Origin of the sequence: Pseudomonas sp. NA-150, assembly GCF_044336365.1 — a bacterium.
Lineage (GTDB): Bacteria > Pseudomonadota > Gammaproteobacteria > Pseudomonadales > Pseudomonadaceae > Aquipseudomonas.
Genome location: NZ_CP172305.1, coordinates 2,137,779 through 2,162,408, shown reverse-complemented (window position 1 = coordinate 2,162,408; position 24,630 = coordinate 2,137,779). Strand labels below are relative to the sequence as shown.

Genomic DNA, 24,630 nt, shown 5'->3' with positions numbered 1-24,630 from the left:
CGGGCGCTCCTACAAGGGGAACGCACTACTCCTGCGGCGCCAACCGTTCGCGGCTGTTGCTCAGGTGCGTCCACATTGCCGCGCGTGCGGCGTCAGGGTCCTGGCGGCGGATTGCGCTTAATAAGGCTTCGTGTTCGAGATTGGCCAAATAACCTTGATGCGCGAGGTTCGCGCCGGCGCGTTCGCTGGAGGCGATGCGGCTGCGCGGGATCATGTTGCTGCCTAGGTGCTGCATGATTTCGACGAAGCACGGGTTGCCGGTGGCTTCGGCGATCAGCAGATGAAAACGTCGATCCGCTTCCACGCAGCTGTCTTCCTTGGCCAACAGATCCTGATAGTCATCCAGCGCCTGACGCATCGCCGCCAGTTGCTCATCGGTGCGACGCATCGCCGCCAGCGCCACCGCCTGGGTTTCTAGGCCGAGGCGCAGTTCAAGAATATCGCGCACACCTGCCGCGGTTTCTACCGTCAGGTGCATGCCGGTCGGAGCCTGGCGTTCCAGCACAAACGTACCGATGCCGTGCCGGGTTTCCACCAGGCCCGACGCCTGCAATTTGGAAATCGCCTCGCGGACCACGGTGCGACTGACCCCATGCTCGCGCACGATCTCACTCTCCGAGGGCAGCTTTTCCCCCGGGTTGATCTTGCCCAGCAAAATCTTCTGGCTCAGCTGTGTCACCAGATCGGTCGCCAGGTTGTGTGGACGTCGTCGGGTGGTTTCTCGGGTCAGGTCTTGCATAGGGAAAATTCCAGATAAAACGCGGGCTGCGTGGCAATGAAACACTCATCTACTTGTATGACAAGTTAAGAAAAATCGCAAGCATGGCCCCTTCAACAAAAGCTAACAGGACTAAAGGTGCACGCTAAGCCAAGCAAAATAGGCTATCAACCCCCTTGCACCCAACAATTTAACTTGTATGATGACTAACAACCGAGCACATGACTTGGTACGACTTAACCCGCATAAAAATAACGAGTGGGAGTTCCGATTGTGACTACATCCAATACCCGGATGAACGACGGCGCCTCGTCAGCACTGCTTTCGGCAGTGGCTAAAGTGAAGCGTCGTGTACTGCCGCTGTTCGTCATCATGTTCATCGTCAACTACATCGATCGAGTCAATATTGGCTTCGTTCGCAGCTACATGGAACACGACCTGGGCATCGGTGCTGCCGCCTACGGTCTGGGCGCCGGGCTGTTCTTTATCGGCTACGCGCTGTTCGAAGTGCCGTCCAATATCCTCCTGCAAAAAGTCGGCGCGCGTATCTGGCTGACCCGGATCATGCTGACCTGGGGCCTGGTCGCTTCCTGCATGGCCTTCATCCACACCGAAACCCACTTCTATGTCCTGCGCTTCCTGTTGGGCGTCGCCGAAGCCGGCTTCTTCCCCGGGGTGATCTACTACTTCACCCGCTGGTTGCCTGGCGTCGAACGCGGCAAGGCCATTGCGATCTTCCTCAGTGGTTCGGCCATCGCCTCGCTGATTTCCGGTCCGCTGTCTGGCGCGTTGCTGCAAATCACTGGCCTGGGCCTGCACGGCTGGCAGTGGATGTACCTGATCGAAGGTTTGTTCTCGGTCGGCCTGTGCTTCTTCGTCTGGTTCTGGCTGGACTCCAACCCCCACGATGCCAAATGGCTGAGCCGCGACGAGCAAGATGCGCTGGTCTCGACCATCGACACCGAGCAACGGGAGCGTGAGGCGGCGACGCCAAACAAACCGTCGATCATGACCCTGCTCAAGGACCGCCAGATCATCCTGTTCTGCGTGATCTACTTCTTCATCCAGCTGACCATCTACGCCGCCACCTTCTGGCTACCGAGCATCATCAAGAAGATGGGCGACCTCAGCGACATGCAGGTCGGGCTGTTCAACTCGATCCCGTGGTTGCTGTCGATTGTCGGGATGTACGCCTTCGCCTCGTTCTCGGCGAAATGGAAACACCAGCAAGCGTGGGTAGCTGCCGCGTTGTTGATCGCCGCAGCGGGCATGTTCATGTCCACGACGGGCGGACCGGTGTTTGCCTTTGTCGCGATCTGCTTCGCCGCACTGGGTTTCAAATCCGCTTCGTCGCTGTTCTGGCCGATTCCGCAGGCGTACCTCGATGCACGGATCGCCGCGGGCGTGATTGCGCTGATCAACTCCATCGGCAACCTCGGCGGTTTTTTCGCTCCGGCCACGTTCGGCTGGCTGGAAGAACACACTGGCTCGATTCAGGGTGGGCTGTATGGCCTGGCCGTGACATCGATCATTGCCGCGATCATCGTCTTTGCCGCACGCAACAAGCCCAAAGTCAGCACCGCTGATGCGGTCCCGGCCAAACCCGTGTCGACTCACTGATTATTGACAGGACATCCGCATGAATACCTTGAACTCCCAGGTTGTCGGCAAAGCCCCCGTGATCACCAGCATGCAAGTGGTACCGGTCGCCGGTCACGACGGCATGTTGCTGAACCTGAGCGGCGCCCACGGCCCGTTTTTCACCCGCAACATCGTCATTCTCAAAGACAACGCCGGCAATACCGGTGTCGGTGAAGTACCGGGCGGCGAGCGCATTCGCCAGACCCTGGAAGACGCCCGCTCGCTGGTGGTCGGCAGCCCGATTGGCACCTACCAAAAGATCCTCAACCAGGTACGCCAGGCCTTCGCCGATCGTGATTCCGGCGGTCGCGGCCTGCAAACCTTCGACCTGCGTATCACCATCCATGCGGTCACCGGCCTGGAAGCCGCCCTGCTCGACCTGCTCGGCCAGCATCTCGACGTACCCGTAGCGGCCCTGCTCGGTGAAGGCCAGCAGCGCGATGAAGTAAAAATGCTCGGTTACCTGTTCTACGTCGGTGATCGCAACAAAACCGACCTCGCTTACCGCAGCGAACCGGACGCCGATAACGACTGGTTCCGTGTGCGCCACGAGCAAGCCATGACCGCCGACGCCGTGGTTCGCCTCGCCGAAGCCGCCCACGCCAAATACGGTTTCCAGGACTTCAAACTCAAGGGCGGCGTGCTGCGCGGCGACGAAGAAATCGAAGCCGTCACCGCCTTGGCCGAACGCTTTCCCGATGCGCGCATCACCCTCGACCCCAACGGCGCCTGGTCGCTGAAAGAAGCCATTCGTCTGTGCCGCGACCAACATTCGGTGCTGGCCTACGCCGAAGACCCGTGCGGCGCAGAAAACGGTTTCTCCGGACGCGAGGTGATGGCTGAATTCCGCCGCGCCACCGGCTTGAAAACCGCCACCAACATGATCGCCACCGACTGGCGCGAAATGGGCCATGCGATCCAGTTGCAATCAGTCGACATCCCGTTGGCCGACCCGCATTTCTGGACCATGCAGGGTTCGGTGCGGGTGGCGCAGATGTGCAACGAATGGGGCCTGACCTGGGGTTCGCACTCCAACAACCACTTCGACATTTCGCTGGCCATGTTCACCCACGTTGCCGCTGCCGCACCCGGCGACATCACCGCCATCGACACCCACTGGATCTGGCAGGACGGCCAGCGCCTGACCAAGGCGCCGCTGCAAATCGTCGGCGGTTGTGTGCAAGTGCCGAAGAAGCCCGGCCTCGGTGTCGAACTGGACATGGATCAATTGGCCAAGGCCCACGAACTGTACAAGGGCATGGGCCTCGGTGCCCGCGATGACGGCGTGGCCATGCAGTTCCTGATTCCGGGCTGGTCGTTCAACAACAAGCAGCCATGCCTGGTTCGCTAATGAGTAGTTCGCTGACGAATTGACGAGACATTTTTGCCCTCTGTGGGCATACGGCGTGCAAGTGATTGCGCGCCGTTTTTATATCCCCCGCGTAATCTGTGGCCGAGCGCCGTGCTAAGGTTCCCGCAGACCCTGACCGCGATAACCCTCAATGTCCCATCTTGGCCGTACCCACCCTCGCTTGACCCTCTCCGGACTGATCGGTTGTATCAGCGGCATTCTCTGCAGCTACCTGATTCCGGGCATGACCCTGACCACCCACATCCTGATTGGCTGGGACATCGGCGTGTGGACCTACCTGATCCTGATGATGTGGCAGACCACCCGCGCCGATGCCGAGGACGTCAGACGCTTTGCCATCATCGAAGACGAAAACGCCGGACTGGTGTTGACCACGGTGTGCATCGCCGCGATTGCCAGCCTGGCCGCGATCAGCGTGGAACTGATCGGCAGCAAAGACCTGGACAGCCACGCCAAAGCCCTGCACTACGCCTTCACCGGCCTGACCGTCATCGGTTCCTGGCTGGCCACCGGAGTGATCTTCAGCCTGCACTATGCCCGCCTGTTCTACACCGCCGACACCCCGGAACCGGCGCTGCGCTTCGCCGACGGTGAACAGCATCCGGACTACTGGGACTTTCTGTATTTCTCTTTCACCATCAGCGTCGCCGTGCAAACCGCCGATGTCGGCGTCGCCAGTCGCAACCTGCGCAAAACAGTGTTGGCCCAGTCGCTGATCGGCTTTGTGTTCAACACCGCGATATTGGGGTTTTCGATCAATATCGCGGCCGGACTCTTCGGCTGAGCGCAATACCCTGAGACAGTTAAGGACCTGCAGGTCTAGCATCGGGCGTATCAGCCATGTCCTGCGGAGGGTTTGCTATGGCGCGTCCACGCGAGTTCGATGAAGACCAGGTGCTGGAGCAAGCGCTGCTGGCGTTCTGGAAAATGGGTTACGAAGGCACCAGCCTGACCACCCTGCTGCAAGCCACCGGGCTGACCAAGTCCAGCCTGTACGGTGCGTTCGTCAATAAAGAGACCTTGTTTCACAAAGTCGTGGAGCGCTATCACCAGCGCTACCTGAGCTTTCGCAGCGCCGCGCTGGCCGAACCCACCCCACGGCGGGTGGCAGAGCGCTTGCTGCAAGGGACGATCGAGCTGCACTTCGGCGAACACAGCCCACCCGGCTGTCTGGAATTGAACGGCGCGCTGGCCTGCTCCAGGGAAAACAATTCAGTGCGGGAAACCCTCGCCACTAACCGCAATGTCACGCGCCAGGTGCTGCACACCCGCTTTGAGCAACTCAAGGATCAGGGGCCACTCCCCATCGGCATGAGCGCCGACAGCGCGGCCAACGTGCTGGCGACCTTGATTCAAGGCATGGCCGTGCAAGCGAAAAGCGGCGCGACCATCGATGAAATGCGTGATGTGATGGAAAGCTTCCTGCTGTCCTGGCCCAAGGCTTGACCGATAGTGGACCTATTGCCAGGTCCCGCCTGTTCACTCGTGGGCGCTCTGGCGTTATTGTGTGCGCCACGAATAATTCCAACCTGTTTCTCTGGCGAGGCACACCTGAATGACTGCACATTCCCCTCTGAAGATCGCGGTCCTCGATGACTGGCAATCGGTTGCCAGCAACGTGGTCGACTGGACCGTTCTCGATTCGATTGGCGAGGTCAGCTTCCTCCACGAATACCCGGCCGATACCGCGACCATGGTCGCCCGTCTGGCCTCGTACGAGGTGATCTGCGTCATGCGCGAACGCACCTCGTTCAATGAAGCCTTGCTCAGTCAGTTGCCAAAGCTGAAATTGCTGGTGACCGGCGGCATGCGCAACGCCGCCATCGACCTGCCGGCTGCCGCGCGTCTGGGCATCCAGGTCTGCGGCACTGACAGCTACAAAAATGCGGCCCCGGAAGTCACCTGGGCGTTGATCATGGGCATCACCCGCAACCTGGTGAGCGAAGTCAACTCGCTGCGCAATGGTGGCTGGCAAGTCGGCCTCGGCAGTGATCTGTACGGCAAGACCCTGGGGATTCTTGGCCTCGGCAGCATCGGCAAGTGGGTCGCCAAATACGCCCAGGCCTTTGGCATGAACGTGATCGCCTGGAGCGAAAACCTCACCGCCGAGCGCGCAGCGGAATCCGGGGTGGTCTACGTCAGCAAGCAGGAGTTGTTCGAGCAGTCGGACATCCTGACCGTGCACATGGTGCTCAGTGATCGCAGCCGTGGAATTGTCGACGCGCTGGCTTTGAGCCAGATGAAACCCACCGCTTACATCATCAACACCGCACGCGGGCCGATCATCGACGAAGCGGCATTGCTCGATGTTCTGCAAAACGGCCGAATCGCCGGCGCGGCGCTGGATGTCTTCGAACCGGAACCGCTGCCGGCCGACCATCCGTTCCGCCAACTGGACAACGTCCTCGCCACCCCGCACATCGGCTACGTCACCGAGAACAACTACCGGACCTTCTTCAGTCAGATGATCGAAGATATTCAGGCATGGCATGGCGGCAAGCCGATTCGGGTGTTTGGTTAACCAAATTCCCCTGTAGGCGCTGGCTTGCCCGCGCCTACAGTGCGAATGGCTTGATGCGGTGTTTCAGGCTTGCCGGATCGCCGCACCGCTGCGAAGAGGCCGGATTGAACGCCACTCATGCCCGCCAGTCATATACCCCATGACGCCTCCGCCATTGGTCGGTGACCGCATAACCGCCACGATGGCGCCCTTCCCTCCCCTCTGCAGGAGTCCATCATGGAATACCTCGCCACCCAAGGCATCCAACTGCCCAAGCTCGGCCTCGGCACGTTCCGCATGCCCGACGATGTTTGCCGGCCGGCCGTAGAAAGCGCGCTGGCACTGGGTTATCGGCATATCGACACCGCGCAAATGTACGACAACGAATCCGCTGTCGGTGCTGCCATCGGCAACGCCGGCGTGGACCGTAACGCGTTGCACATCACCACCAAGGTCTGGAACACAAACCTGGCGCCCGATGCGATCCGACGTTCATTTGATACCAGCCTGAGCAAGCTGAAACTGGACTATGTCGACCTGTTCCTGGTGCACTGGCCCTCGGCCGGGATGGACCTGCCGGCGATGTTCGAGACCTTGTTGCGCCTGCGCGAAGAAGGCCGGACCCGTGCCATCGGTGTCGCTAACTTTACCTTGCCGATGCTGCGCACGGTGGTCGAAGGCATCGGCGCACCGCTGGCGTGCAATCAAATCGAATACCACCCGTTTCTCGATCAAACGCCGGTGTATCGCTACCTGAGAGGCCACTCGATCCCGTTGGTCGCCTACTGCCCGTTGGCACAGGGCAACGTCGCGCAAGATCCGGTGTTGCAACACATCGCCGACAAACACAACGCCTCTGCCGCCCAAGTGGCCTTGCGCTGGTTGCTGGATCAAGACGGCGTCGCGGCCATCCCCAAATCCCAACGTGCCGAGAGTCAGCAGGCGAACCTCGACGCCCTGAAGCTGGTTCTTGATGACGAGGACCGTCGCGTGATCGGCGCCCTGCGCAAGGATCAGCGCCTGGTTAATCCACCGTTTGCCCCGGCGTGGGATGCAGCCACCGAGTAGTGTTAAAATGCCATAACTGCGTCTTAAACGGCCAAACGATCACTGACCCCCTGCTCGGATTATTGTTTTCAACGATATCAGGCACACTAAGCAATCATCCGCCCGTCGCGGATGATTGTTGATCATGGAGCCTGATCATGACCCTGCTTACTGCTGATGCACCCTCCCACGTTACCTGCGCGCTGCTGGTCATCGACATGCAGTACGATTTCATGCCTGGTGGAGCACTGGCGGTAGCCGACGGGCATACGCTGGTGCCCTTGATCAATCGCCTCGGCGCACGCTTTCGCAATGTAATCCTCACCCAGGACTGGCATCCCGCCGGCCACATTTCCTTCGCCTCCAGCCACGCCGAGCGGCAGCCGTTCGACAGCATTCACCTGCCCTACGGCGCACAAACCCTGTGGCCCGACCACTGTGTACAAGGCACGCTGGGCGCGCAACTGCACGAAGGCCTCGACGTGCCCAAGGCGCAATTGATCCTGCGCAAGGGCTGCAACATCGGCATCGACAGCTACTCGGCGTTTCTTGAAGCCGATCGCCATACTCAGACCGGGCTGACCGGATACCTGAAGGAACGCGGTATCGACACCCTGTTCGTGGTCGGTCTGGCACTGGATTTTTGCGTGGCCTGGACGGCACAGGATGCGCGTGCCGCCGGGTTCAACACCTTTGTCATTGAAGACGCCTGCCGCGCCATCGATATGAATGGCTCGTTGCGCCAGGCGTGGAATGACATGCTGGCGGTCGGTGTGCAGCGCATCGAATCCAGCGAAGTGTTTCACGACTGAAGCTCGAGTGTGCGGCATAAAAACTGGCCGACGACACCGTTACTCTCGTTGTTTTAGGGGCAACCACAGGGACACGCACAAGCCGCGCTGATGCTGTTCATCGGCCAAGCCCAACTGAACCTGCCCGCCGATGCGATCCACGATCGCCTTGACGATGGAAAGCCCCAGCCCCGATCCCTGCTCGTGGCTGCCCAGAGTGCGGTAAAACGGGTCGAATACCCGTTCGCGCTCGTCCAGGTTAATCCCGGGCCCTGAGTCCTTGATCTGTACAAGAGCCCGCCCCGCATCGATGACCACCGAGAGATCGACCCGCCCACCTTGCGGGGTATAACGAATGGCATTGTCCACCAGGTTTTTAACCAGCGTGATCAGCTCGATTTCGTTGATCATGACCTGCACGTCTCGCTCACCTTCCACGCCGATGTCGATCTGCTTCGCCTCCGCCAACGGATGCAGGTCTTCCAGCACGCGACGGTAGACCTGATGCACCGAGACCCGCGACGGCGCAACGCTGGCGCTCGACTGCGCTTTGGCCAGGGTCAGCAATTGATCGATCAGGTTTCTGCCGCGCTCGATGCCCCGGCGTAGCGGCAGCAGGCGCTCATGGGCCAGAGCCGACATATCGGCGGCGGCCAGGCGTTCGGCTTGCAATGACAAGGCGGTCAATGGCGAGCGAAGTTCATGGGCTGCGTCGGCCACGAAGCGACGCTGGGTTTCCATCGATTGCGAAACCCGCTCGAGCAACCGATTGATAGCCACGACAAAGGGCCGCACTTCGCTGGGCAGGTGCTGGTCTTCAATAGGGTGAAGCGCTTGCTCGGCGCGCTGGTCGATCTCCGACGAGAGCAGCACAATGGGGCGAAACATTTTGCGCAGCAGGTCCGCGACCACCAGCAACAGAACCGGAAACAAAATCAGGAACGGCAGCAGGCTGCGCAAGGCACTTTCCCGCGCATCCTTGTCACGCGCGCCCATCTCCTGAGACACCGCGATACGCTCGCCATGGGCGGTGGTCTTGACCAGCACACGGAAAGGCTCGTCGCCCACGTCCAGCGTCGACAGCCCGGTGGCGAGCGTCATGGGCAGTGGCAACGGTGTGCCCTCATCATCGCCTGCGGACGCCGTGGCACCGTCCCTCAGGTACTGGACAACGATGCGCGACTCCTCATCGTCGCCTGCAACACTCGCCCCCTGCTCGGGATAGGTCAGGGTCATGTGTTGCCGGTCAAACAGGATCGCCACCTGACGCAAGGTCTCGTCCTGCATCTCATGGGCTTCCTCGAATGCCGAGATGTAGGCAAAGGCCCCGGCGATCAGGGCGATGATCAGAATCGCCACTGACAGCGAGACCGACAACCGCAGCTGTACTGATTCCCTCAAGCGCTTTTTGAAACCATCCATCCCACACCCCTGACGTTCTTGATGATGTGGCTACCCAGTTTGCGCCGCAGCGCATGGATCAGGAACTCCACCGCATTGCTTTCGACCTCATTGCCCCAACCGTAGAGGCGGTCCTCGAGATCGCTGGCGAGAAAGAATCGCGCCGGGACGAATCAACAGTGCCTGGAGCAACGCAAACTCGCGGCTGGAGAGTTGAACGCCAGGGTATTCAAGGGTCGAGGCTTCTCGCGTGACCGGATCCAGCGACACCAGGCCATTGCTGAGAATGGGCTGCGCACTGCCGCCCTTGCGCCGCAGCACGGCACGCATCCGCGCCAGCAGTTCCGCCATGTCGAAAGGTTTGAGCAGGTAGTCGTCGGCGCCGCCATCCAGCCCGCGCAAGCGGTCGTCGAGGCTGTCGCGCGCGGTGATGATCAGCAACGGAATGGGATTGTTGGCGCTGCGCAGGGTATGCAGGACTTCTAACCCGTCCCGCCCTGGCAGGCCGAGGTCGAGCAGCATCAAGTCATAGTCCTGGGTATCGAGTGCGGCGAGGGCGGTCAGACCGTTGGTGACCCAATCGGCGGCGTAACTGGCATCCTTGAGTGCGCCATGAATCGCTTCGCCGATCATCGGATCGTCTTCGACCAGCAATATGCGCATGTCCCTCTCCGGCAAGAGAGCAGCCATCATTGGCTGCTCCGGGTTTTGTCTTGCCTTAGGCTACCGATTTCGCACTTGGCCTGTCACTTCTTCGCTTGCATCGAATCGAAGGTTTTTAGCAAGTCATCCATAGCCAGCTTGCATTCGACTTGTTTAGGGGTATTCGCGCGCAAGGCCTCCAGTGAGCGGTCGATGGCCTTGTCGAGCACATGCCAGTCAGCGGCAGCGCGAGGTTTCAGACCGGCCTCTGCCGAGTCCCACGTCAACTCCAGGTCCTTGATCCGGGATTTGGCGCCTGGCAGATCGTTCTTGTCGACGATAGTCGAGACATCGGCGGCGATGCCCCGAAATGCCGACAGATCACCGAGCTTTGAGCCTTGCGCATCGTTCTGGGTGGCTGCTGCGCTTGAAGTGGTGGAAGTTTTGGCTTGATCGGCAGGTTTTGAACAACCGGCCGCCAGGCTCAGCAAGACGATGGCCGAGACCACCGCAACCGGACGAATAACAGAGTGCAAATAACGCATGATAATTCCTTGAGTCGCTTTTGAAGGGATTAATGGGTGATCTGTTTACGGTTACCGACGCTGATCTGGGCGACGGCCACCAACAAAATGATGACGCTGAGGAAAATCGCGCTGGTCCAGGTGGCGCCCATCCCGAGGCCGCCGTAGGTCTTGGCCTGGGTCAGCAAATCACCGAGGGACGCGCCGAACGGCCGCGTGAGGATATAGCCGATCCAGAAGGTCAGGACCGGGTTGATGCGCAGGCGCCAGGCGACATAGGTCGCGGCGATCAATACGCCGAACACCAGCGCACCGAGGGTAAAGCCCAGCCCCAGAGCCTCGGTGGCCAGATCACCGGCCGCAGTGCCCAGGGCAAAGGTGCAGAGCACCGTGGCCCAATAGAACAACTCCCGGCGAGGGGTGACGATTTCCTGAATCGAAAGGTTGCGCTCAAGGCCGTACCAAACGGCGAAGTTGGCGGCCAGCAGCACGGCAAACACCCCGGTGCTGGCGTACAGGCTAACGCCCAACTTGTCGGTGAGCACGTCGGTGATTTGCGTGCCGACCACACTCACCAGCACCACAGTGAGCCAGTAAATCCAGGGGGTGTAGGCACGCGTTCGAAGCTGGCCGAACAGCGCGATGGCCAGCAATACGGCCATGCCGATACTGGTGACGCTTTGCCCCAGGCCGGCGTCGACCGCGAGATAGTCCGCGCCCGTCTCGCCCACCGTGGTGGACATGATTTTGATCACCCAAAACGACAGCGTCACCTCGGGGACTTTGTTGAGCCAAGCGGTCTTCGTCAGCGGTTTCATGTGGATTACGTCTCCAGTAAGGCGCTGCACATCGCGCCATGGAGAGACTACGCGGCGAAACTTAGCGCAGACTGAGGGCTGCTGATTTTGTCCGCTGTCGGGCGCTATACAGGACGCACTCAGTCACGCTTCCTAAACTTTCTAAACTTACCCTAAACTTATCTTCACTTGTCTCCCGCCCCCTGGATTCTTATAGTTTCTCCACCTAAACGAAACTTGCTGACGCAAGAAGGCTTATTCAAATGTCTCATTCCAAGGGTATTATCGGCGCACTTATATTGTCCTCCCTGCTATTGTCTCCATTGGCCATGGCCGAAGAATCACAATCCTTCGCGGCCTTGAACGAAGCCAGGCACGCGGCGTTCGAACAGCACGAAACCGAGCTCGCCATGCAGACCAAGGAGCACCTCAACACCCAGCAGGCATCCTCCGCGCAGCCGCAGAGCCAGTCCGCCAACCACAGTTAAATGTAAAACGCTTTGCCCTACTCTCATCGTTGCTTCGATGTTGTATGTCCAAGCAGTCGATTTTAAAGCCGCTGCCCTTAGCGGCTTTTTTTTAAGCGAAAAAAGACAAACCTGAAAAATAATTTATCTAATAAAAACGACCCAATCCCTCACAAAAACTGCCGCCGCTAAATAATAATTTACCAAGGGGTTTATACAACAGTGAATACACCGTATCGATTCAGTCCGCTGTTTCTTGCACTGGCTGCTACCGTGTCCAGCGGCGCTTATGCCGATGACAGCAGCACCGCCGCCAGCAGCAAAGATGGCTTCATCGAAGGTTCGAGCCTCAACCTCGACCTGAAAAACTACTACTTCAACCATGATCGTCACGACGGCAAGCAAGACAGCAAGGAATGGGGCCAGGGTTTCATCGGCATTTTCGAATCCGGCTTCACCCAGGGCACCGTCGGTTTCGGCATCGACGCCAACGCCATGCTCGGCCTGAAACTCGACGGCGGTGGCGGCAGCGGCGGCTCGAGCATCCTGCCGATCACTGCGCCGAACCCGAACAAAGACAACCTCTACGGCGACGCCCCGACCACCTTCTCATCCGCCGGCGGCGCGCTGAAAATACGCGCCTTCGACACGGTACTGAAGGTCGGCGACCTGTTCCTCAACAACCCGGTCATTGCTGGCGGTGCCACGCGTTTGCTGCCAATGACCTTCCAGGGCTTCAGCCTGACCAACACCAGCGTCGACCACCTGACCCTCGATGCCGGCCAGGTCAGCTTCGACAAACTGTTCAACCAAAGCGGCAACGGGCGCATCGCCACCTACTACGGCACCCTGCCGGACGGCGAACACAGCCAGCACATGGACTGGGCGGGCGCCACCTACACCGGCGTACCTGGCATGACCTCCAGCCTGTATACCTCGCAACTCAAGGACATCTGGAACCAGGTGTACTACGACCTGGACTACAACTGGGCGCTCAACGATCTGGTCAGCCTCAACCCCGGCTTCCACTACTACCGTACTCAAGACAGCGGCCAGGCGCTGCTCGGCAGCATCGACAACAACACCTTCAGCGTGCACATGGGCGTGACCGTGGGCCACCAGACCGTCACCACCTCGCTGCAGAAGGTCAACGGCAACACACCGTTCGACTACATCCAGGACGGCGACAGCATCTACCTCGACAACTCGCAGCAATACTCCGACTTCAACGCCCCCGGCGAGAAATCCTGGAAACTGCAATACGCCTACGACTTCGTCGGTTGGGGCCTGCCAGGCCTGACCTCATCAGCCTCCTACACCCGCGGCACCATGGACCTGACCAAAGCCACCACCGCTGCCGACTCCGGCTACAGCAACTACTTCAACGCCGACGGCAAAGACGCCAAGCACTGGGAACGTGATATTGACATGAAGTACGTGGTGCAACAGGGTCAGGCGAAGAACCTCAGCGTGCGCCTGCGTTGGGCGACTAACCGAGGTGGGGATGGGTATAAGACGGTGGATCATAATGCCGATGAGTATCGGGTGATTGTTGATTATCCGATTAATGTTTTCTAAAACGCGGTCATTGAAAAAGCCGTTTCCATGGACCTGATGCCCATCAGTCAGGAACGCGGTTCCCTGTAGGAGCTGCCGAAGGCTGCGATAAAGCCAGAATGCACACCGCGCTTTCGGGTTAATCGCAGCCTTCGGCAGCTCCTACATGGATCGCACTTCAATCCGGTTTTTGCTGAGGTGACTGGTTCTGTAATCGAAAGATGCGCTATGCAGGACGAGAGGTTAAATAAACCGGCTCGTGTGTCACATCAAACCCCACCCAACGCAAACTCTTTCAACCCATCCCCCGCCAACCGATACCGCACCCACTCCTCATGCGGCTCAGCCCCAATCGACTTATAGAAATCAATCGCCGGGGTATTCCAGTCCAACACGCTCCATTCAAAACGCCCGCAACCACTGTCATACGCCAGTTTCGCCAAGTGTCGCAGCAACTTCTTGCCCGCGCCAACGCCGCGGTGTTCCTGTGACACGTACAGGTCTTCCAGGTACAGGCCTTTGCGGCCTTGCCAGGTCGAGTAACTCAAGAAGTACACGGCGAAGCCTATCGGTTGGTCGTCGAGCAGGCAGATCAAGGCCCGTGCTGGCGAGGGTTCGTCGAACAGGCTGCGTTCGATGTCGGCGACGCTGGCCAGTACTTCGTGTTTGGCATTTTCGTAAATCGCCAGTTCGGTGATGAAGCCCAGAATCACCTCGGCATCGGCCCTGGTCGCTTCACGGATATGGATGCTCACGGTTTTTCTCCTGAATCAGAACTGCTGAATAAGTGGTGCTCTCGGCATAGGCGAACGCTCGACGGTAGATTGTGTCTTAACCAACAGTGCCGTGCAGCATTGGATGTCACGCGCGCCTTTCATCAATCTGATTCAAGGAGGCGTATGGACAGCGAAAAAGAGGGCAAGACCCCCGGTTTATCCGAGGAAGAGAAACGCGAGGTCGATAAAAACCAGCCGCCACGTGCGGCTGTGTTGCATGAAAGTATCCGCCTGCAAGGCGATCAGGAACTGGAGCGCAGTGTCGCCGCGCTGTTCTGGTCGGCACTCGCCGCCGGTTTGACCATGGGCCTGTCGTTGATGGCGATGGGCTTGCTCAACGCCCGCCTGCCCGATGGCGACACCTTTAAGGTCATCGCCAGCTTCGGTTATTGCGCCGGATTTCTTGCGGTGATTCTGGCGCGCCAGCAGCTGTTCACCGAAAACACCCTGACCGCCGTGCTGCCGGTGATGACCAAGCCGACCCTGGCCAATTTCGGCCGTCTGTTACGTTTATGGGGTGTGGTGTTGGTCGGTAACCTGATGGGCACGCTGCTGGTGGCGTATGTCATGCTCAATCTGCCGATCTTCGATACAAAAACCGATGCCGCGTTTCTCGAGATCGGGCGCAAGGTCATGGAGAACGACGTTGGCCAGATGTTTTCCAAAGGCATCGTTTCCGGCTGGATGATCGCCACCATGGTCTGGATGATCCCGTCGCTGGAAAGCGCGAAAATCGCGATTATTGTGCTCATCACCTACTTGATGGCGCTGGGCGACTTCACCCACATCGTGGTGGGTTCGGCTGAGGTTTCGTATCTGGTATTCGCCGGCAAGCTGCCGTGGAGCGAGTTCTGGCTGACTTTCGCCGGGCCGACCCTGGCCGGCAATATCATCGGTGGCAGCTTTATTTTTGCCCTGATCAGCCATGCGCAAATCCGCAGTGAAGGTCCGGTGTCGGAGAAAAACGCCAGCGATCAACAGGCGACCAATACCACGAAAACCGCCACGCTCGATCGACCAAAAACCTAGCCCGCAGCAACCTAAACTATTATTTAAAAAGTAACCGCGTATTTAGAGGCAAAATACCGGCCTTAGCCGGCAACTTTCAGGTAACGCGCGATGACCCGAATTCTGACCATCGAGGACGATGCCGTCACGGCCAAGGAAATTGTCGCCGAATTGAGCAGTCACGGACTTGAAGTCGACTGGGTGGATAACGGCCGCGAAGGCCTGGTGCGGGCGGTCAGTGGCGGTTACGACCTGATCACCCTCGACCGCATGCTCCCCGAAGTCAACGGCTTGGCCATTGTCACCACCTTGCGTGCCTTGGGCATTTCCACGCCGATCCTGATGATCAGCGCCCTGTCGGACGTCGATGAACGCGTGCGCGGCCTGCGCGCCGGGGGGGATGATTACCTGTCGAAACCCTTTGCGTCCGACGAAATGGCTGCCCGGGTCGAGGTCCTGTTGCGCCGCAGCAACCCGGTCAGCGCCGCAGAAACCGTGTTGCGCCTGGCCGACCTCGAGCTGAACCTGATCAACCGCGAAGCCAGCCGTGCGGAGCAGCCGCTGAACCTGTTGCCAACCGAATACAAATTGCTGGAATTCCTGATGCGCAATCACGGACAAATCATCACCCGCATGATGATTTTCGAAGAAGTCTGGGGCTACCACTTCGACCCGGGCACCAACCTGATCGACGTCCACATCGGGCGCCTGCGCAAAAAAATCGATGCCCCGGGTCTGACGCCGCTGATTCGGACCGTGCGAGGCTCGGGGTATGTCATTGCTGAACCCGTCTAAAGGCTGGCGCTCCTCCAGCAGTCGCCTGCTGGCGCTCTACAGTTTTTTGTTCGTCGCCTGGAGCGGCATCCTGATGGGCGTGCTGTATTGGGAAGTCACCGATTACCTGAGCACCCTCGCCCGCCACTCGCTGATGCAACGCCAGCACCTGTTTTCGCGTTTCCAGGGCGACCAACTGGTGGACGCACTGAAGGCCAGCACGACCTTCGACATGCGTTCGGTGGACGCCTTTGGCCTGTTCGACAGCCAAAAACAACCGCTGATGGGGCCGATCAACAGCATCCCGCCGAACTTGCTCATGGACGGCCAGATTCATCAGCTCAGCACGTGCATCGACTCCGACGACCCCTCCCTGCCCCACAACAGCTGCGACGCAGTGGCGATGCAAACCCACGACGGACGCTGGTTGCTGCTGGTGCGCGACAACGGCTCATTGTTCGCCGTCACCACGATTATCTGGCACGCATTACTGTGGGCGATTTCCCTGACCATCCTTCCCGGTGCCGCCGGCTGGCATTTGTTACGACGACGACCGTTACGGCGGATTCGCCGGATTCAGACCAGCGTCGAGGCGATCGTTGCCGGCGACATGGCGCGGCGCCTGCCCGTGTCGAACCGGCGTGATGAACTGGACATGCTGGCGGTGATCGTCAACGCCATGCTGGAACGGATCGAGAAACTGATGAATGAGGTCAAGGGCGTCTGCGACAACATCGCCCACGACCTGCGCACCCCGTTGACCCGCCTGCGTGCGCAGCTGTATCGCATTCAGCAGCAATCCCCGGAAGAATCCGTGCAAGCCGAACAGATGGGTCAGGTCATCGCTGAAGCCGACGCCTTGATGGCGCGCTTTCGTGGGCTGTTGCGCATTTCAGAGCTGGAAGACCGCCAGCGGCGCTCGGCTTTTGTCGAACTCGACCCCCGGCATTTGCTCAAAGAGCTGTACGATTTTTACCTGCCCATGGCTGAAGAAAATCAGCTGACCCTCGAGTTGCAGCGCGCGCCCCAATTGCCGTGGCTGACGGGAGATCGGGCGCTGCTGTTCGAAGCCCTGGCCAACCTGCTGAGCAATGCGCTCAAATTCACCCCCGTCGGCGGCACCGTGACCCTAATTGCGCGAACAGACGGCACCAGCACCTTCATCGAGATCCAGGACAGCGGACCCGGTATCCCGGAGATCGAGCGCGAGAAAGTGTTCCAGCGTTTCTACCGCTGCGCAGACGGCAGCTCGCAAACCGGCTTCGGCCTGGGCCTGTCCATCGTCGCGGCCATCGTCAACCTGCACGGTTTCAAACTGCAGATCGGCACCAGTCCTTCGGGGGGCGCGAGTTTGGTGCTGGAGTGTCGGCAAGTGACTGAACTGGTGTGATGAGGTTGGCCTGATACACCGCGTCAAGCCCTTCGCCAACACATTGGCTCTCATACGGCTTGTGCCAGACACCTATTTTCTGTAGGAGCTGCCGAAGGCTGCGATAAGACCGGCACGGTCTTCGCGATGTCAATTGATCGCAGCCTTCGGCAGCTCCTACACAATATCTACCCACCGAAAGTTCTGCGAAAAAAAACCACCCACAAAAAAGCCCATGGCAGCAACCATGGGCTAACGAAGACCGTTGAAGGGGAGCTCTTGTGCTCAACTGGCCTGGCAGTCGAAATCTTTGGTCTGGCCTAACTGATGACCGTGGGAATCAACCAGTTCGGCCCGGTGTTCTTCGCCCAGGCTGGACTCCACTAGCTGGTAGTGCTCGCCCGCCTTAAAGCCATCGAACTTGATCCCTAGCTGACACTCTTCCTGATTGTTGTCACCCGGGCCGCCGTCAATGAACAGCGCCACATCCAGCTTATGACTACCCGGAGTGACTTCGAAGTAGCGACCGTCGTTGAGGCGCTTGCCGTCGACGTCTTCCGCCAGCAGCGAGCCCTGCGCATCGCTGCTGAAGCCGATCCACGCCTCGCTCGGATCGGCCTTGGGCATTGGCCCGGCGCAGGCAGAAAGCAGTGCGACCAGACTCAACATCGGAATCAGTAACAGCGATTTGGATGACATGGACCTTTACCTCGAGATTGAAAAAACCATCACCTGAAACATCAGGGCTTTCGATGGCTACAAGCTTCACGCCCCATCGGCTCGAGGACAAATGAAACCCCGTGAAAGCTCCTTAAACGCCCACCTAACTATTTGTTCATCTGGCTGCAAGCTTAGATTTAAGTTCGCCCGGCAAAACTGCCAGCATTCCAAACTGGAGGTTCCTGGCATGCTCGGGCTGGTAAAGACCGCACTGCTCAAGCCCTACACGTTCATCGTGTTGGCGATCGTCATCTGCATCATTGGCCCCATGGCGGCCTTGCGCACACCCACCGACGTGTTTCCCGACATCGGCATTCCGGTGGTGGCCGTGGTTTGGCAATACACCGGGCTATCCCCCAACGACATGGCCGGACGGGTGATCTACACCTACGAACGCTCGTTGAGCACCACGGTCAACGACATCGAACACATCGAGTCGCAATCGTTGCCGGGCATGGGCATCGTCAAGATCTTCTTCCAGCCCGGCGTCGACATCCGCACCGCCAACGCCCAGGTCACGGCCGTGTCGCAAACCGTGCTCAAGCAAATGCCCGCTGGCATCACCCCGCCGTTGATCCTCAACTACAGCGCCTCGACGGTGCCGATTCTGCAAATGGCATTTTCCAGCCCGACGCTGTCCGAAGCGCGAATTCGCGATCTGGTACAGAACAGCATTCGCCTGCCGCTGACCTCGGTGCCCGGCATCGCATTGCCCACCCCTATGGGCGGCAAGCAACGACAGATCACCCTCGACCTCGACCCGCAGGCGCTGGCCGCCAAGGGTCTGTCTGCACAGGACGTGGGCAATGCACTGGCCGCGCAAAACCAGATCATCCCAGTGGGCACGGCGAAAATGGGCGGCACCGAATACACGGTGTTGCTGAACAACAGCCCGCAAGCCATCGACGCCCTCAACGACCTGCCGATCAAGACCGTCGACGGTGCGTTGATCACCATCGGCCAGGTGGCTCACGTACGCGATGGCTCGCCACCGCAGACCAACGTCGTCCGCGTCGATGGCCGACGTGCAGTGCTGATGCCGGCACTGAAGAACGGCAGCATTTCCACCCTGTCGATCGTCGATGGCATTCGCAACATGCTGCCGCTGATCAACGAAACCTTGCCGCCGGAGCTGAAAACCTCGTTGCTGGGCGATGCCTCGGTGTTCGTCAAGCAATCGGTCAGCAGTGTTGCTCGCGAAGGGATCATCGCCGCGTTGCTGACCAGCGTGATGATCCTGCTGTTCCTCGGCAGTTGGCGTTCGACACTGATCATCGCCGCGTCGATTCCACTGGCGGTACTGTCGGCTATCGCCCTGCTGGCGGTGACCGGGCAAACCCTCAACGTCATGACCCTCGGCGGCCTGGCGCTGGCGGTGGGGATTCTGGTGGACGACGCCACGGTGACCATCGAGAACATCAACTGGCACCTGGAACAGGGCAAGGCGGTGAAGAAAGCGATCCTCGACGGCGCCAAACAAATCGTTGGCCCGGCGTTCGTCTCGCTGCTGTGCATCTGCATCGTGTTCGTGCCGATGTTCATGTTGCAGGGCATCGCCGGTTTCCTGTTCCGGCCGATGGCGCTGGCGGTGATCTTCGCCATGGCCAGTTCGTTCCTGCTGTCGCGGACCCTGGTCCCGACCCTGGCGATGTTCCTGCTCAAGCCCCACGTTCTGGAGCAAGGTGCGGGTCACCACCCGGAAGACGGCTTTATCAACCACCACGAAGGCGATCAACACCGGCGCCAGCGCAACGTGTTGCTGCGCGGCGCGCTGCGTTTCCAACAGGGTTTTGAGCACGGGTTTTCGGCGATCCGCGACACCTATCACGGCTTGTTGGTGCTGGCGCTGGACAAGCGCAACGCGTTCTTGCTCGGTTTCCTCGGCTGCGTGCTCGCCAGCTTTGTACTGTTGCCTAGCCTGGGTGAGGACTTCTTCCCCGCCACCGACGCCGGCGCGCTGTCGCTGCACGTGCGCCTGCCACTGGGTACACGGATCGAGGAAAGTGCCGCCGCCTTCGACCGTATCGAATCGCGGATCCGCGAGATTATTCCACCGGCGCAACTGGACACTGTGATCGACAACATCGGCATCCCGCTGAGCGGCATCGATATGGCCTACAGCAGCAGCGGCACCACCGGCCCGCAAGACGGCGATATTCAGGTGTCGTTGAAACCCGGCCACGCGCCGACTGCCAACTACGTCAAACGCCTGCGCGAAGTCTTGCCCGAGAGTTTTCCCGGCAGCGAATTCGCCTTCATGCCCGCCGATATCAGCAGCCAGATCCTCAACTTCGGTGCCCCGGCGCCCTTGGACGTGAAGATCTCCGGCCCCGATGATGTCGCCAACCGCGCCTTCGCCCTTGAGCTGCAACGGCGCATCGCCCACGTGCCCGGCATCGCCGACCTGCGCATTGAGCAATCCACCGGTTACCCGTCGCTGCAAGTCGACGTCGACCGTCTGCGCGCCAAACAACTGGGGATCACCGAACGCGACGTGACCACCAGCCTCGGCGCCTCGCTGGCCGGCACCTCGCAAGTGGCGCCGACCTACTGGCTGAACCCGAAAAACGGCGTGTCGTATTCAGTGGTCGCCGCGACCCCGCAATACCGCCTCGACAGCCTGCCGACCCTGGAAGCCTTGCCGATCACCGGCAGCAACGGCCAGTCAGCGATTCTTGGCGGGCTGGCGACGATCAAGCGGGTGGAGAGCGCGGCGGTGATCACTCACTACAACATTCAGCCGACCCTGGACCTTTACGCCAACGTGCAAGGCCGCGACCTGGGCGGCGTCGCCAGCGATATCCAGAAAGTCCTCGATGGCGCGGCGAATATCCGCCCCAAAGGCGCGACCTACAGCTTGCATGGCCAGATCGATGCCCTGCATGAAGCGTTCAGTGGTTTGAGCCTCGGCCTGCTCGGCGCGGTGGTGCTGATCTACCTGCTGATCGTGGTCAACTTCCAGTCGTGGGTCGACCCGTTCGTGATCATCACCGCCCTGCCCGCCGCGCTGGCCGGCATCGTGTGGATGCTGTTTCTCAGCGGCACCTCACTCTCGGTGCCAGCGCTGACCGGGGCGATTCTGTGCATGGGCGTGGCCACGGCCAACTCGATCCTCGTGGTCAGTTTCTGTCGCGAACGCCTGGCGGTGCACGGCGATGCGTTCAAGGCGGCGCTGGAAGCCGGCTACACCCGTTTCCGCCCGGTGTGCATGACCGCCCTGGCGATGATCATCGGCATGTTGCCGCTAGCACTCTCCGCAGAACAGAACGCCCCGCTCGGTCGCGCGGTGATCGGCGGCCTGATCCTCGCCACCACCGCCACCCTGCTGTTCGTCCCGGTGGTGTTCAGCCTGGTGCACCGTCATTCCATTCCTCGCGCTGTCGCTGGAGAAACATCTCATGTCGTCTGAACACGTCCCTAACCGCAAACGCTTGATGCTCATCGGTATCGGTGGGCTGAGCCTGGCGGCGCTATTGGTCGCCAGCGGCCTGGCCGCGCGCACCCGCGAGGAAACCGCGGTGGTCGGCTGGACCGAAAAGCAGGCCATGCCGGTGGTCACCAGTTTCCAGCCTGCGCAAAACGCCAAAGGCGATACCCTGCACCTGCCGGCGCATCTGGAAGCCTGGAGCAAGGCGCCGATCAATGCGCGAGTCAGCGGCTACCTGAAAGACTGGAAAACCGACATCGGCAGCCAGGTTCAGGCCGGCCAGGTGCTCGCGGAAATCGACAGCCCGGAACTCGACCAGCAACTGGCACAGACTCACGCTCATCTGCTGCAACAACAGGCCACTGCGCGCCTGGCGCACACCACCGCCGAGCGCTGGCTAAACCTGCTGGCCACCCATTCGGTGTCGCGTCAGGAGGTCGATGAAAAAATCTCCAACGCCGCCGCAGCCCAGGCTGACATGCAGGCGGCAGCTGCCGACTATGCGCGACTGTCAGACCTGGAAGCCTACAAAACCATTCGCGCGCCGTTCTCTGGCACCATCACCGCGCGCAACACCGACATCGGCCAGTTGATCAAGGCGGACACCGACGGCGCCGTGGCCCTGTTCAACATCGCCGACACCCGCCGCCTGCGCCTGTACGTGCCGGTGCCGCAGAACTACGCCAGCATCATCCAGCCCGGCATGCAGGTCGAACTGACCGTACCGGAACACCCCGGCGAGCATTTCACAGCGCGCTTGATCGGTGACTCCACGGCGGTCGACCCGCGTTCCGGCACGTTGTTGGCGCAATTCGTTGCCGACAACCCCAACGGCGCGCTGTTGCCCGGCGACTACGCCGAAGCCACGATCAAGGTCGCGGCCGATGCCCATGGCGTGAGCATTCCCTCCAGCGCCTTGATCTTCCGCGCCCAAGGCACGCAGGTGGCGCTGTTGGACGACACACATCATGTGCACCTGCGTAGCGTGCATATCGGTCTCGATCTGGGCGATCGGCTGGTCATCGACCAAGGGCTGTCGGCCACCGATCACGTAGTGGATAACCCGCCGGACGCCCTGCGAGAAAACGATCCGGTGCAGTTGGCCGAAACAGGAGCGACCCATGCGCCCAAGGCTTGATCGCACGTTGCGCCTGTCGACGCTGGCAGTGGTGATAGGCATGCTGCTGCAAGGCTGCTCTTTGGCGCCGACCTATAAGGTTCCACCGATGACCCTGCCCGATCACTACCGCGAGCAGACCAGCGATGGCCCGTGGCACAGCGCGCAACCGGCGGACCAAGTGCCCGCCCAGTGGTGGACGCTGTATCACGACCAGCCACTCAACCACTTGCAACAACAGTTGCTTCAAGCCAACCCGGACCTGGCGGCGGCCCTCGCCCACTTCGATGGCGCGCAGGCCTTCGCCAGTCAGTTGCATGCCGGACTGCTGCCGCAAATCGACGCCACTGCGCAACCGCTGCGCCAGCGTCAATCGGACAACCGCCCGCTGCGTGGCGACACCCAGCCTTCGGTGTACAACAGCAACACCGCAGGCCTGAGTTTCGATTTCGACCCCGACCTGTGGGGCCGGATTCGTAATCAGGTGGCAGCCGGCGACGCCCAGGCCGTGGCCTCGGCCGATGATCTGGCGGTGGCTCGCCTCAGCCTGCAACGGCAACTGGCGACGCTCTACGTGCAACTGCGCGGGCTGGACGCGCAGAACGACATCCTCAGCCACTCATTGGATGATTATCGTCAGGCCGTGCAACTGACCCGCGACCGTTATCAGGGCCAAATCGCCTCGGAACTCGACCTGACCCGCGCGCAAAGCCAACTGGCCGAAGCCCAGGCGCAACTGGACGACGTCCGCGCCCAGCGCAACCTCAGCGAACACGCGATTGCCGAGTTGGTCGGCGTGCTGCCGAGTGATTTCCGCCTGGCCAACAACCCACAGCCGCTGGCTTTTCCGACCACGCCGGAGGCATTACCCAGCACCCTGCTGCAACGTCGTCCTGACGTCGCTGCGGCCGAACGCCGGGTGTTCGCCGCCAACGCCAATATCGGCGTGGCTCGCGCCGCGTGGTACCCGGACTTCAGTCTGACCGGCCTGCTCGGTGGCCAGACCCAGGGCAGCGGCAGTCTGTTGTCGGCGGCCAATCGCTATTGGGCGCTGGGGCCGTTGATCAACCTGCCGATCTTCGACGGCGGCCGCCGCAGCGGCGCAGAACACCAGGCCAACGCCGAGTTCGAAGAAGCCGCCGCCCACTACCGCAGCCAAGTGCTGCACGCCGTCCGTGAAGTCGAAGACAACCTGGGCCAATTGCGCGACTTGCAGCTGGAAGCCAACGACGAGCAAGCCGCGGTCAATGCCGCACAAAGCGCCGAACACATCGCCACTGACAGCTACCAGGCGGGTTCGGTGAGCTATCTCAATGTGGTCACGGCCCAGACCATGGCCTTGCAGGCCCAGCGCGAATTGCAGAGGCTGGATACGCGCCGCCTGCAGGCCAGCGTTGGGTTAATGGCGGCATTGGGGGGTGGCTGGAAAGTGGAATAAGACGCCCGGCCGCCTTCGCAGCGATCCGACAAGCCTGTTCACACAGGATTCGGTGCGCGACACATTCCCTACAGGGAATTTGCACCTGGAGCACGACACACCACCATTAACGATGCCTTAATCCTGAACGGGGCATTATTGTGCTACCGTCCCGTTCACTCACAACGCTTGGCGACCTCAATGCCCAGGGCTTTTATCTGGATTCTCATGCTCAGTCTCTTGCTGCCGTCTTTCGGCAGCATGGCTGCGGGCGTGGCCGTCACAGAACCCTGCCCGATGATGTCGATGTCGCGTCACAGCGTCGAGATGATGCAAGCCCCGTGCTGCCAGGACATGGACCACGCCTCCGGCCTGGCGTCCAAGTCGCCGTGTAAACCCGGACAAGAATGCAAGACCGGCGGAATGTTGTTGACCCTGGTGGTCAAAACCTTTGCACCGATCCATCCGATTCCCTCCGTGCTCCAGACGCCTCCCGTCATTGAACGCGAACCTGCGAACCTCTGGCGCCCTCCGCGTTACCTCTGATGCCCTGATCTGAAACCTC

The 24,630-nt window shown here is 60.3% G+C and carries 22 protein-coding genes and 1 pseudogene; 16 read left to right on the top strand and 7 right to left on the bottom strand.

Annotation, left to right across the window (positions count from 1 at the left end; all coding sequences use genetic code 11):
• Window positions 1-25: 25 nt before the first annotated feature.
• Window positions 26-739: a FadR/GntR family transcriptional regulator gene (locus tag ACF0H7_RS10355; protein WP_397452666.1), complete on the bottom strand. Its 714-nt coding sequence runs from the start codon at window positions 737-739 to the stop codon at window positions 26-28.
• 273 nt (window positions 740-1,012) lie between these two features.
• Here ACF0H7_RS10355 and ACF0H7_RS10350 point away from each other — a divergent pair, with 273 nt between their 5' ends.
• From ACF0H7_RS10350 to pncA, 7 genes are all read left to right on the top strand, one after another.
• A complete protein-coding gene (locus ACF0H7_RS10350; RefSeq protein WP_397453870.1) occupies window positions 1,013-2,338 on the top strand; it encodes an MFS transporter in 1,326 nt (441 codons plus the stop codon).
• 19 nt (window positions 2,339-2,357) lie between these two features.
• Window positions 2,358-3,710 (top strand): glucarate dehydratase, encoded by a 1,353-nt coding sequence (gene gudD, locus ACF0H7_RS10345; RefSeq protein WP_397452665.1) that lies wholly within the window; start codon window positions 2,358-2,360, stop codon window positions 3,708-3,710.
• A 151-nt stretch (window positions 3,711-3,861) separates the two neighbouring features.
• Window positions 3,862-4,515, top strand: a complete 654-nt coding sequence (locus ACF0H7_RS10340) for a DUF1345 domain-containing protein (protein WP_397452664.1) — start codon at window positions 3,862-3,864, stop codon at window positions 4,513-4,515.
• Between the two features lie 77 nt (window positions 4,516-4,592).
• Window positions 4,593-5,177 (top strand): TetR/AcrR family transcriptional regulator, encoded by a 585-nt coding sequence (locus ACF0H7_RS10335; RefSeq protein WP_397452663.1) that lies wholly within the window; start codon window positions 4,593-4,595, stop codon window positions 5,175-5,177.
• Window positions 5,178-5,286: 109 nt separating this feature from the next.
• Window positions 5,287-6,252 (top strand): D-2-hydroxyacid dehydrogenase family protein, encoded by a 966-nt coding sequence (locus ACF0H7_RS10330; protein ID WP_397452662.1) that lies wholly within the window; start codon window positions 5,287-5,289, stop codon window positions 6,250-6,252.
• A gap of 216 nt (window positions 6,253-6,468) precedes the next feature.
• Window positions 6,469-7,299 carry an aldo/keto reductase gene (locus ACF0H7_RS10325; RefSeq protein WP_397452661.1) on the top strand — a complete coding sequence of 277 codons (831 nt, stop codon included), beginning with the start codon at window positions 6,469-6,471 and terminating at the stop codon, window positions 7,297-7,299.
• A 137-nt stretch (window positions 7,300-7,436) separates the two neighbouring features.
• Complete coding sequence (gene pncA, locus ACF0H7_RS10320) at window positions 7,437-8,090, top strand: bifunctional nicotinamidase/pyrazinamidase (RefSeq protein ID WP_397452660.1); 654 nt, start codon at window positions 7,437-7,439, stop codon at window positions 8,088-8,090.
• 39 nt (window positions 8,091-8,129) lie between these two features.
• Here the strand turns inward: pncA and ACF0H7_RS10315 are convergent, their stop codons facing one another.
• The 4 genes and pseudogenes from ACF0H7_RS10315 to ACF0H7_RS10300 form a co-directional block, all read right to left on the bottom strand.
• Complete coding sequence (locus tag ACF0H7_RS10315; RefSeq protein WP_397452659.1) at window positions 8,130-9,491, bottom strand: ATP-binding protein; 1,362 nt, start codon at window positions 9,489-9,491, stop codon at window positions 8,130-8,132.
• Window positions 9,467-10,133: pseudogene (locus ACF0H7_RS10310) on the bottom strand (response regulator transcription factor). Before ACF0H7_RS10310 ends, ACF0H7_RS10315 begins: the two are co-directional and overlap by 25 nt.
• Before the next feature lie 83 nt (window positions 10,134-10,216).
• Window positions 10,217-10,657 carry a hypothetical protein gene (locus tag ACF0H7_RS10305; protein WP_397452658.1) on the bottom strand — a complete coding sequence of 147 codons (441 nt, stop codon included), beginning with the start codon at window positions 10,655-10,657 and terminating at the stop codon, window positions 10,217-10,219.
• A 29-nt stretch (window positions 10,658-10,686) separates the two neighbouring features.
• Entirely contained in the window at window positions 10,687-11,454 is a 768-nt protein-coding gene (locus ACF0H7_RS10300) for a hypothetical protein (protein ID WP_397452657.1), read from the bottom strand.
• 242 nt (window positions 11,455-11,696) lie between these two features.
• On the opposite strand from ACF0H7_RS10300, the gene ACF0H7_RS10295 reads away from it, so the two are divergent.
• Both ACF0H7_RS10295 and ACF0H7_RS10290 read left to right on the top strand, forming a co-directional pair.
• Window positions 11,697-11,921, top strand: coding sequence for a hypothetical protein (locus ACF0H7_RS10295; RefSeq protein WP_397452656.1), 225 nt, complete (start codon window positions 11,697-11,699; stop codon window positions 11,919-11,921).
• A gap of 201 nt (window positions 11,922-12,122) precedes the next feature.
• Entirely contained in the window at window positions 12,123-13,478 is a 1,356-nt protein-coding gene (locus ACF0H7_RS10290) for an OprD family porin (RefSeq protein ID WP_397452655.1), read from the top strand.
• 248 nt (window positions 13,479-13,726) lie between these two features.
• On the opposite strand, the gene ACF0H7_RS10285 is transcribed toward ACF0H7_RS10290, so the two are convergent.
• Window positions 13,727-14,212 (bottom strand): GNAT family N-acetyltransferase, encoded by a 486-nt coding sequence (locus ACF0H7_RS10285; protein WP_397452654.1) that lies wholly within the window; start codon window positions 14,210-14,212, stop codon window positions 13,727-13,729.
• Between the two features lie 144 nt (window positions 14,213-14,356).
• On the opposite strand from ACF0H7_RS10285, the gene ACF0H7_RS10280 reads away from it, so the two are divergent.
• From ACF0H7_RS10280 to ACF0H7_RS10270, 3 genes are all read left to right on the top strand, one after another.
• Window positions 14,357-15,262 (top strand): formate/nitrite transporter family protein, encoded by a 906-nt coding sequence (locus ACF0H7_RS10280; protein ID WP_397452653.1) that lies wholly within the window; start codon window positions 14,357-14,359, stop codon window positions 15,260-15,262.
• A 90-nt stretch (window positions 15,263-15,352) separates the two neighbouring features.
• Window positions 15,353-16,036, top strand: a complete 684-nt coding sequence (locus ACF0H7_RS10275) for a response regulator transcription factor (protein ID WP_397452652.1) — start codon at window positions 15,353-15,355, stop codon at window positions 16,034-16,036.
• Window positions 16,014-17,405, top strand: coding sequence for a sensor histidine kinase (locus tag ACF0H7_RS10270; RefSeq protein ID WP_397452651.1), 1,392 nt, complete (start codon window positions 16,014-16,016; stop codon window positions 17,403-17,405). The genes ACF0H7_RS10275 and ACF0H7_RS10270 overlap by 23 nt, the downstream gene beginning before the upstream one ends.
• A gap of 264 nt (window positions 17,406-17,669) precedes the next feature.
• Here the strand turns inward: ACF0H7_RS10270 and ACF0H7_RS10265 are convergent, their stop codons facing one another.
• Window positions 17,670-18,083 carry a hypothetical protein gene (locus ACF0H7_RS10265; RefSeq protein ID WP_397452650.1) on the bottom strand — a complete coding sequence of 138 codons (414 nt, stop codon included), beginning with the start codon at window positions 18,081-18,083 and terminating at the stop codon, window positions 17,670-17,672.
• A 208-nt stretch (window positions 18,084-18,291) separates the two neighbouring features.
• Between ACF0H7_RS10265 and ACF0H7_RS10260 the strand changes: the two genes are divergently transcribed.
• The 4 genes from ACF0H7_RS10260 (at window position 18,292) to ACF0H7_RS10245 (ending at window position 24,611) form a co-directional block, all read left to right on the top strand.
• Window positions 18,292-21,513, top strand: coding sequence for an efflux RND transporter permease subunit (locus ACF0H7_RS10260; RefSeq protein WP_397452649.1), 3,222 nt, complete (start codon window positions 18,292-18,294; stop codon window positions 21,511-21,513).
• The gene (locus ACF0H7_RS10255; RefSeq protein WP_397452648.1) at window positions 21,503-22,669 is read left to right on the top strand and encodes an efflux RND transporter periplasmic adaptor subunit; all 1,167 of its coding nucleotides are present in this window, start codon (window positions 21,503-21,505) and stop codon (window positions 22,667-22,669) included. Before ACF0H7_RS10260 ends, ACF0H7_RS10255 begins: the two co-directional genes overlap by 11 nt.
• Window positions 22,653-24,086, top strand: a complete 1,434-nt coding sequence (locus ACF0H7_RS10250; protein WP_397452647.1) for an efflux transporter outer membrane subunit — start codon at window positions 22,653-22,655, stop codon at window positions 24,084-24,086. The genes ACF0H7_RS10255 and ACF0H7_RS10250 overlap by 17 nt, the downstream gene beginning before the upstream one ends.
• Before the next feature lie 207 nt (window positions 24,087-24,293).
• Window positions 24,294-24,611: a hypothetical protein gene (locus tag ACF0H7_RS10245; RefSeq protein WP_397452646.1), complete on the top strand. Its 318-nt coding sequence runs from the start codon at window positions 24,294-24,296 to the stop codon at window positions 24,609-24,611.
• The last annotated feature ends 19 nt before the right edge of the window (window positions 24,612-24,630 follow it).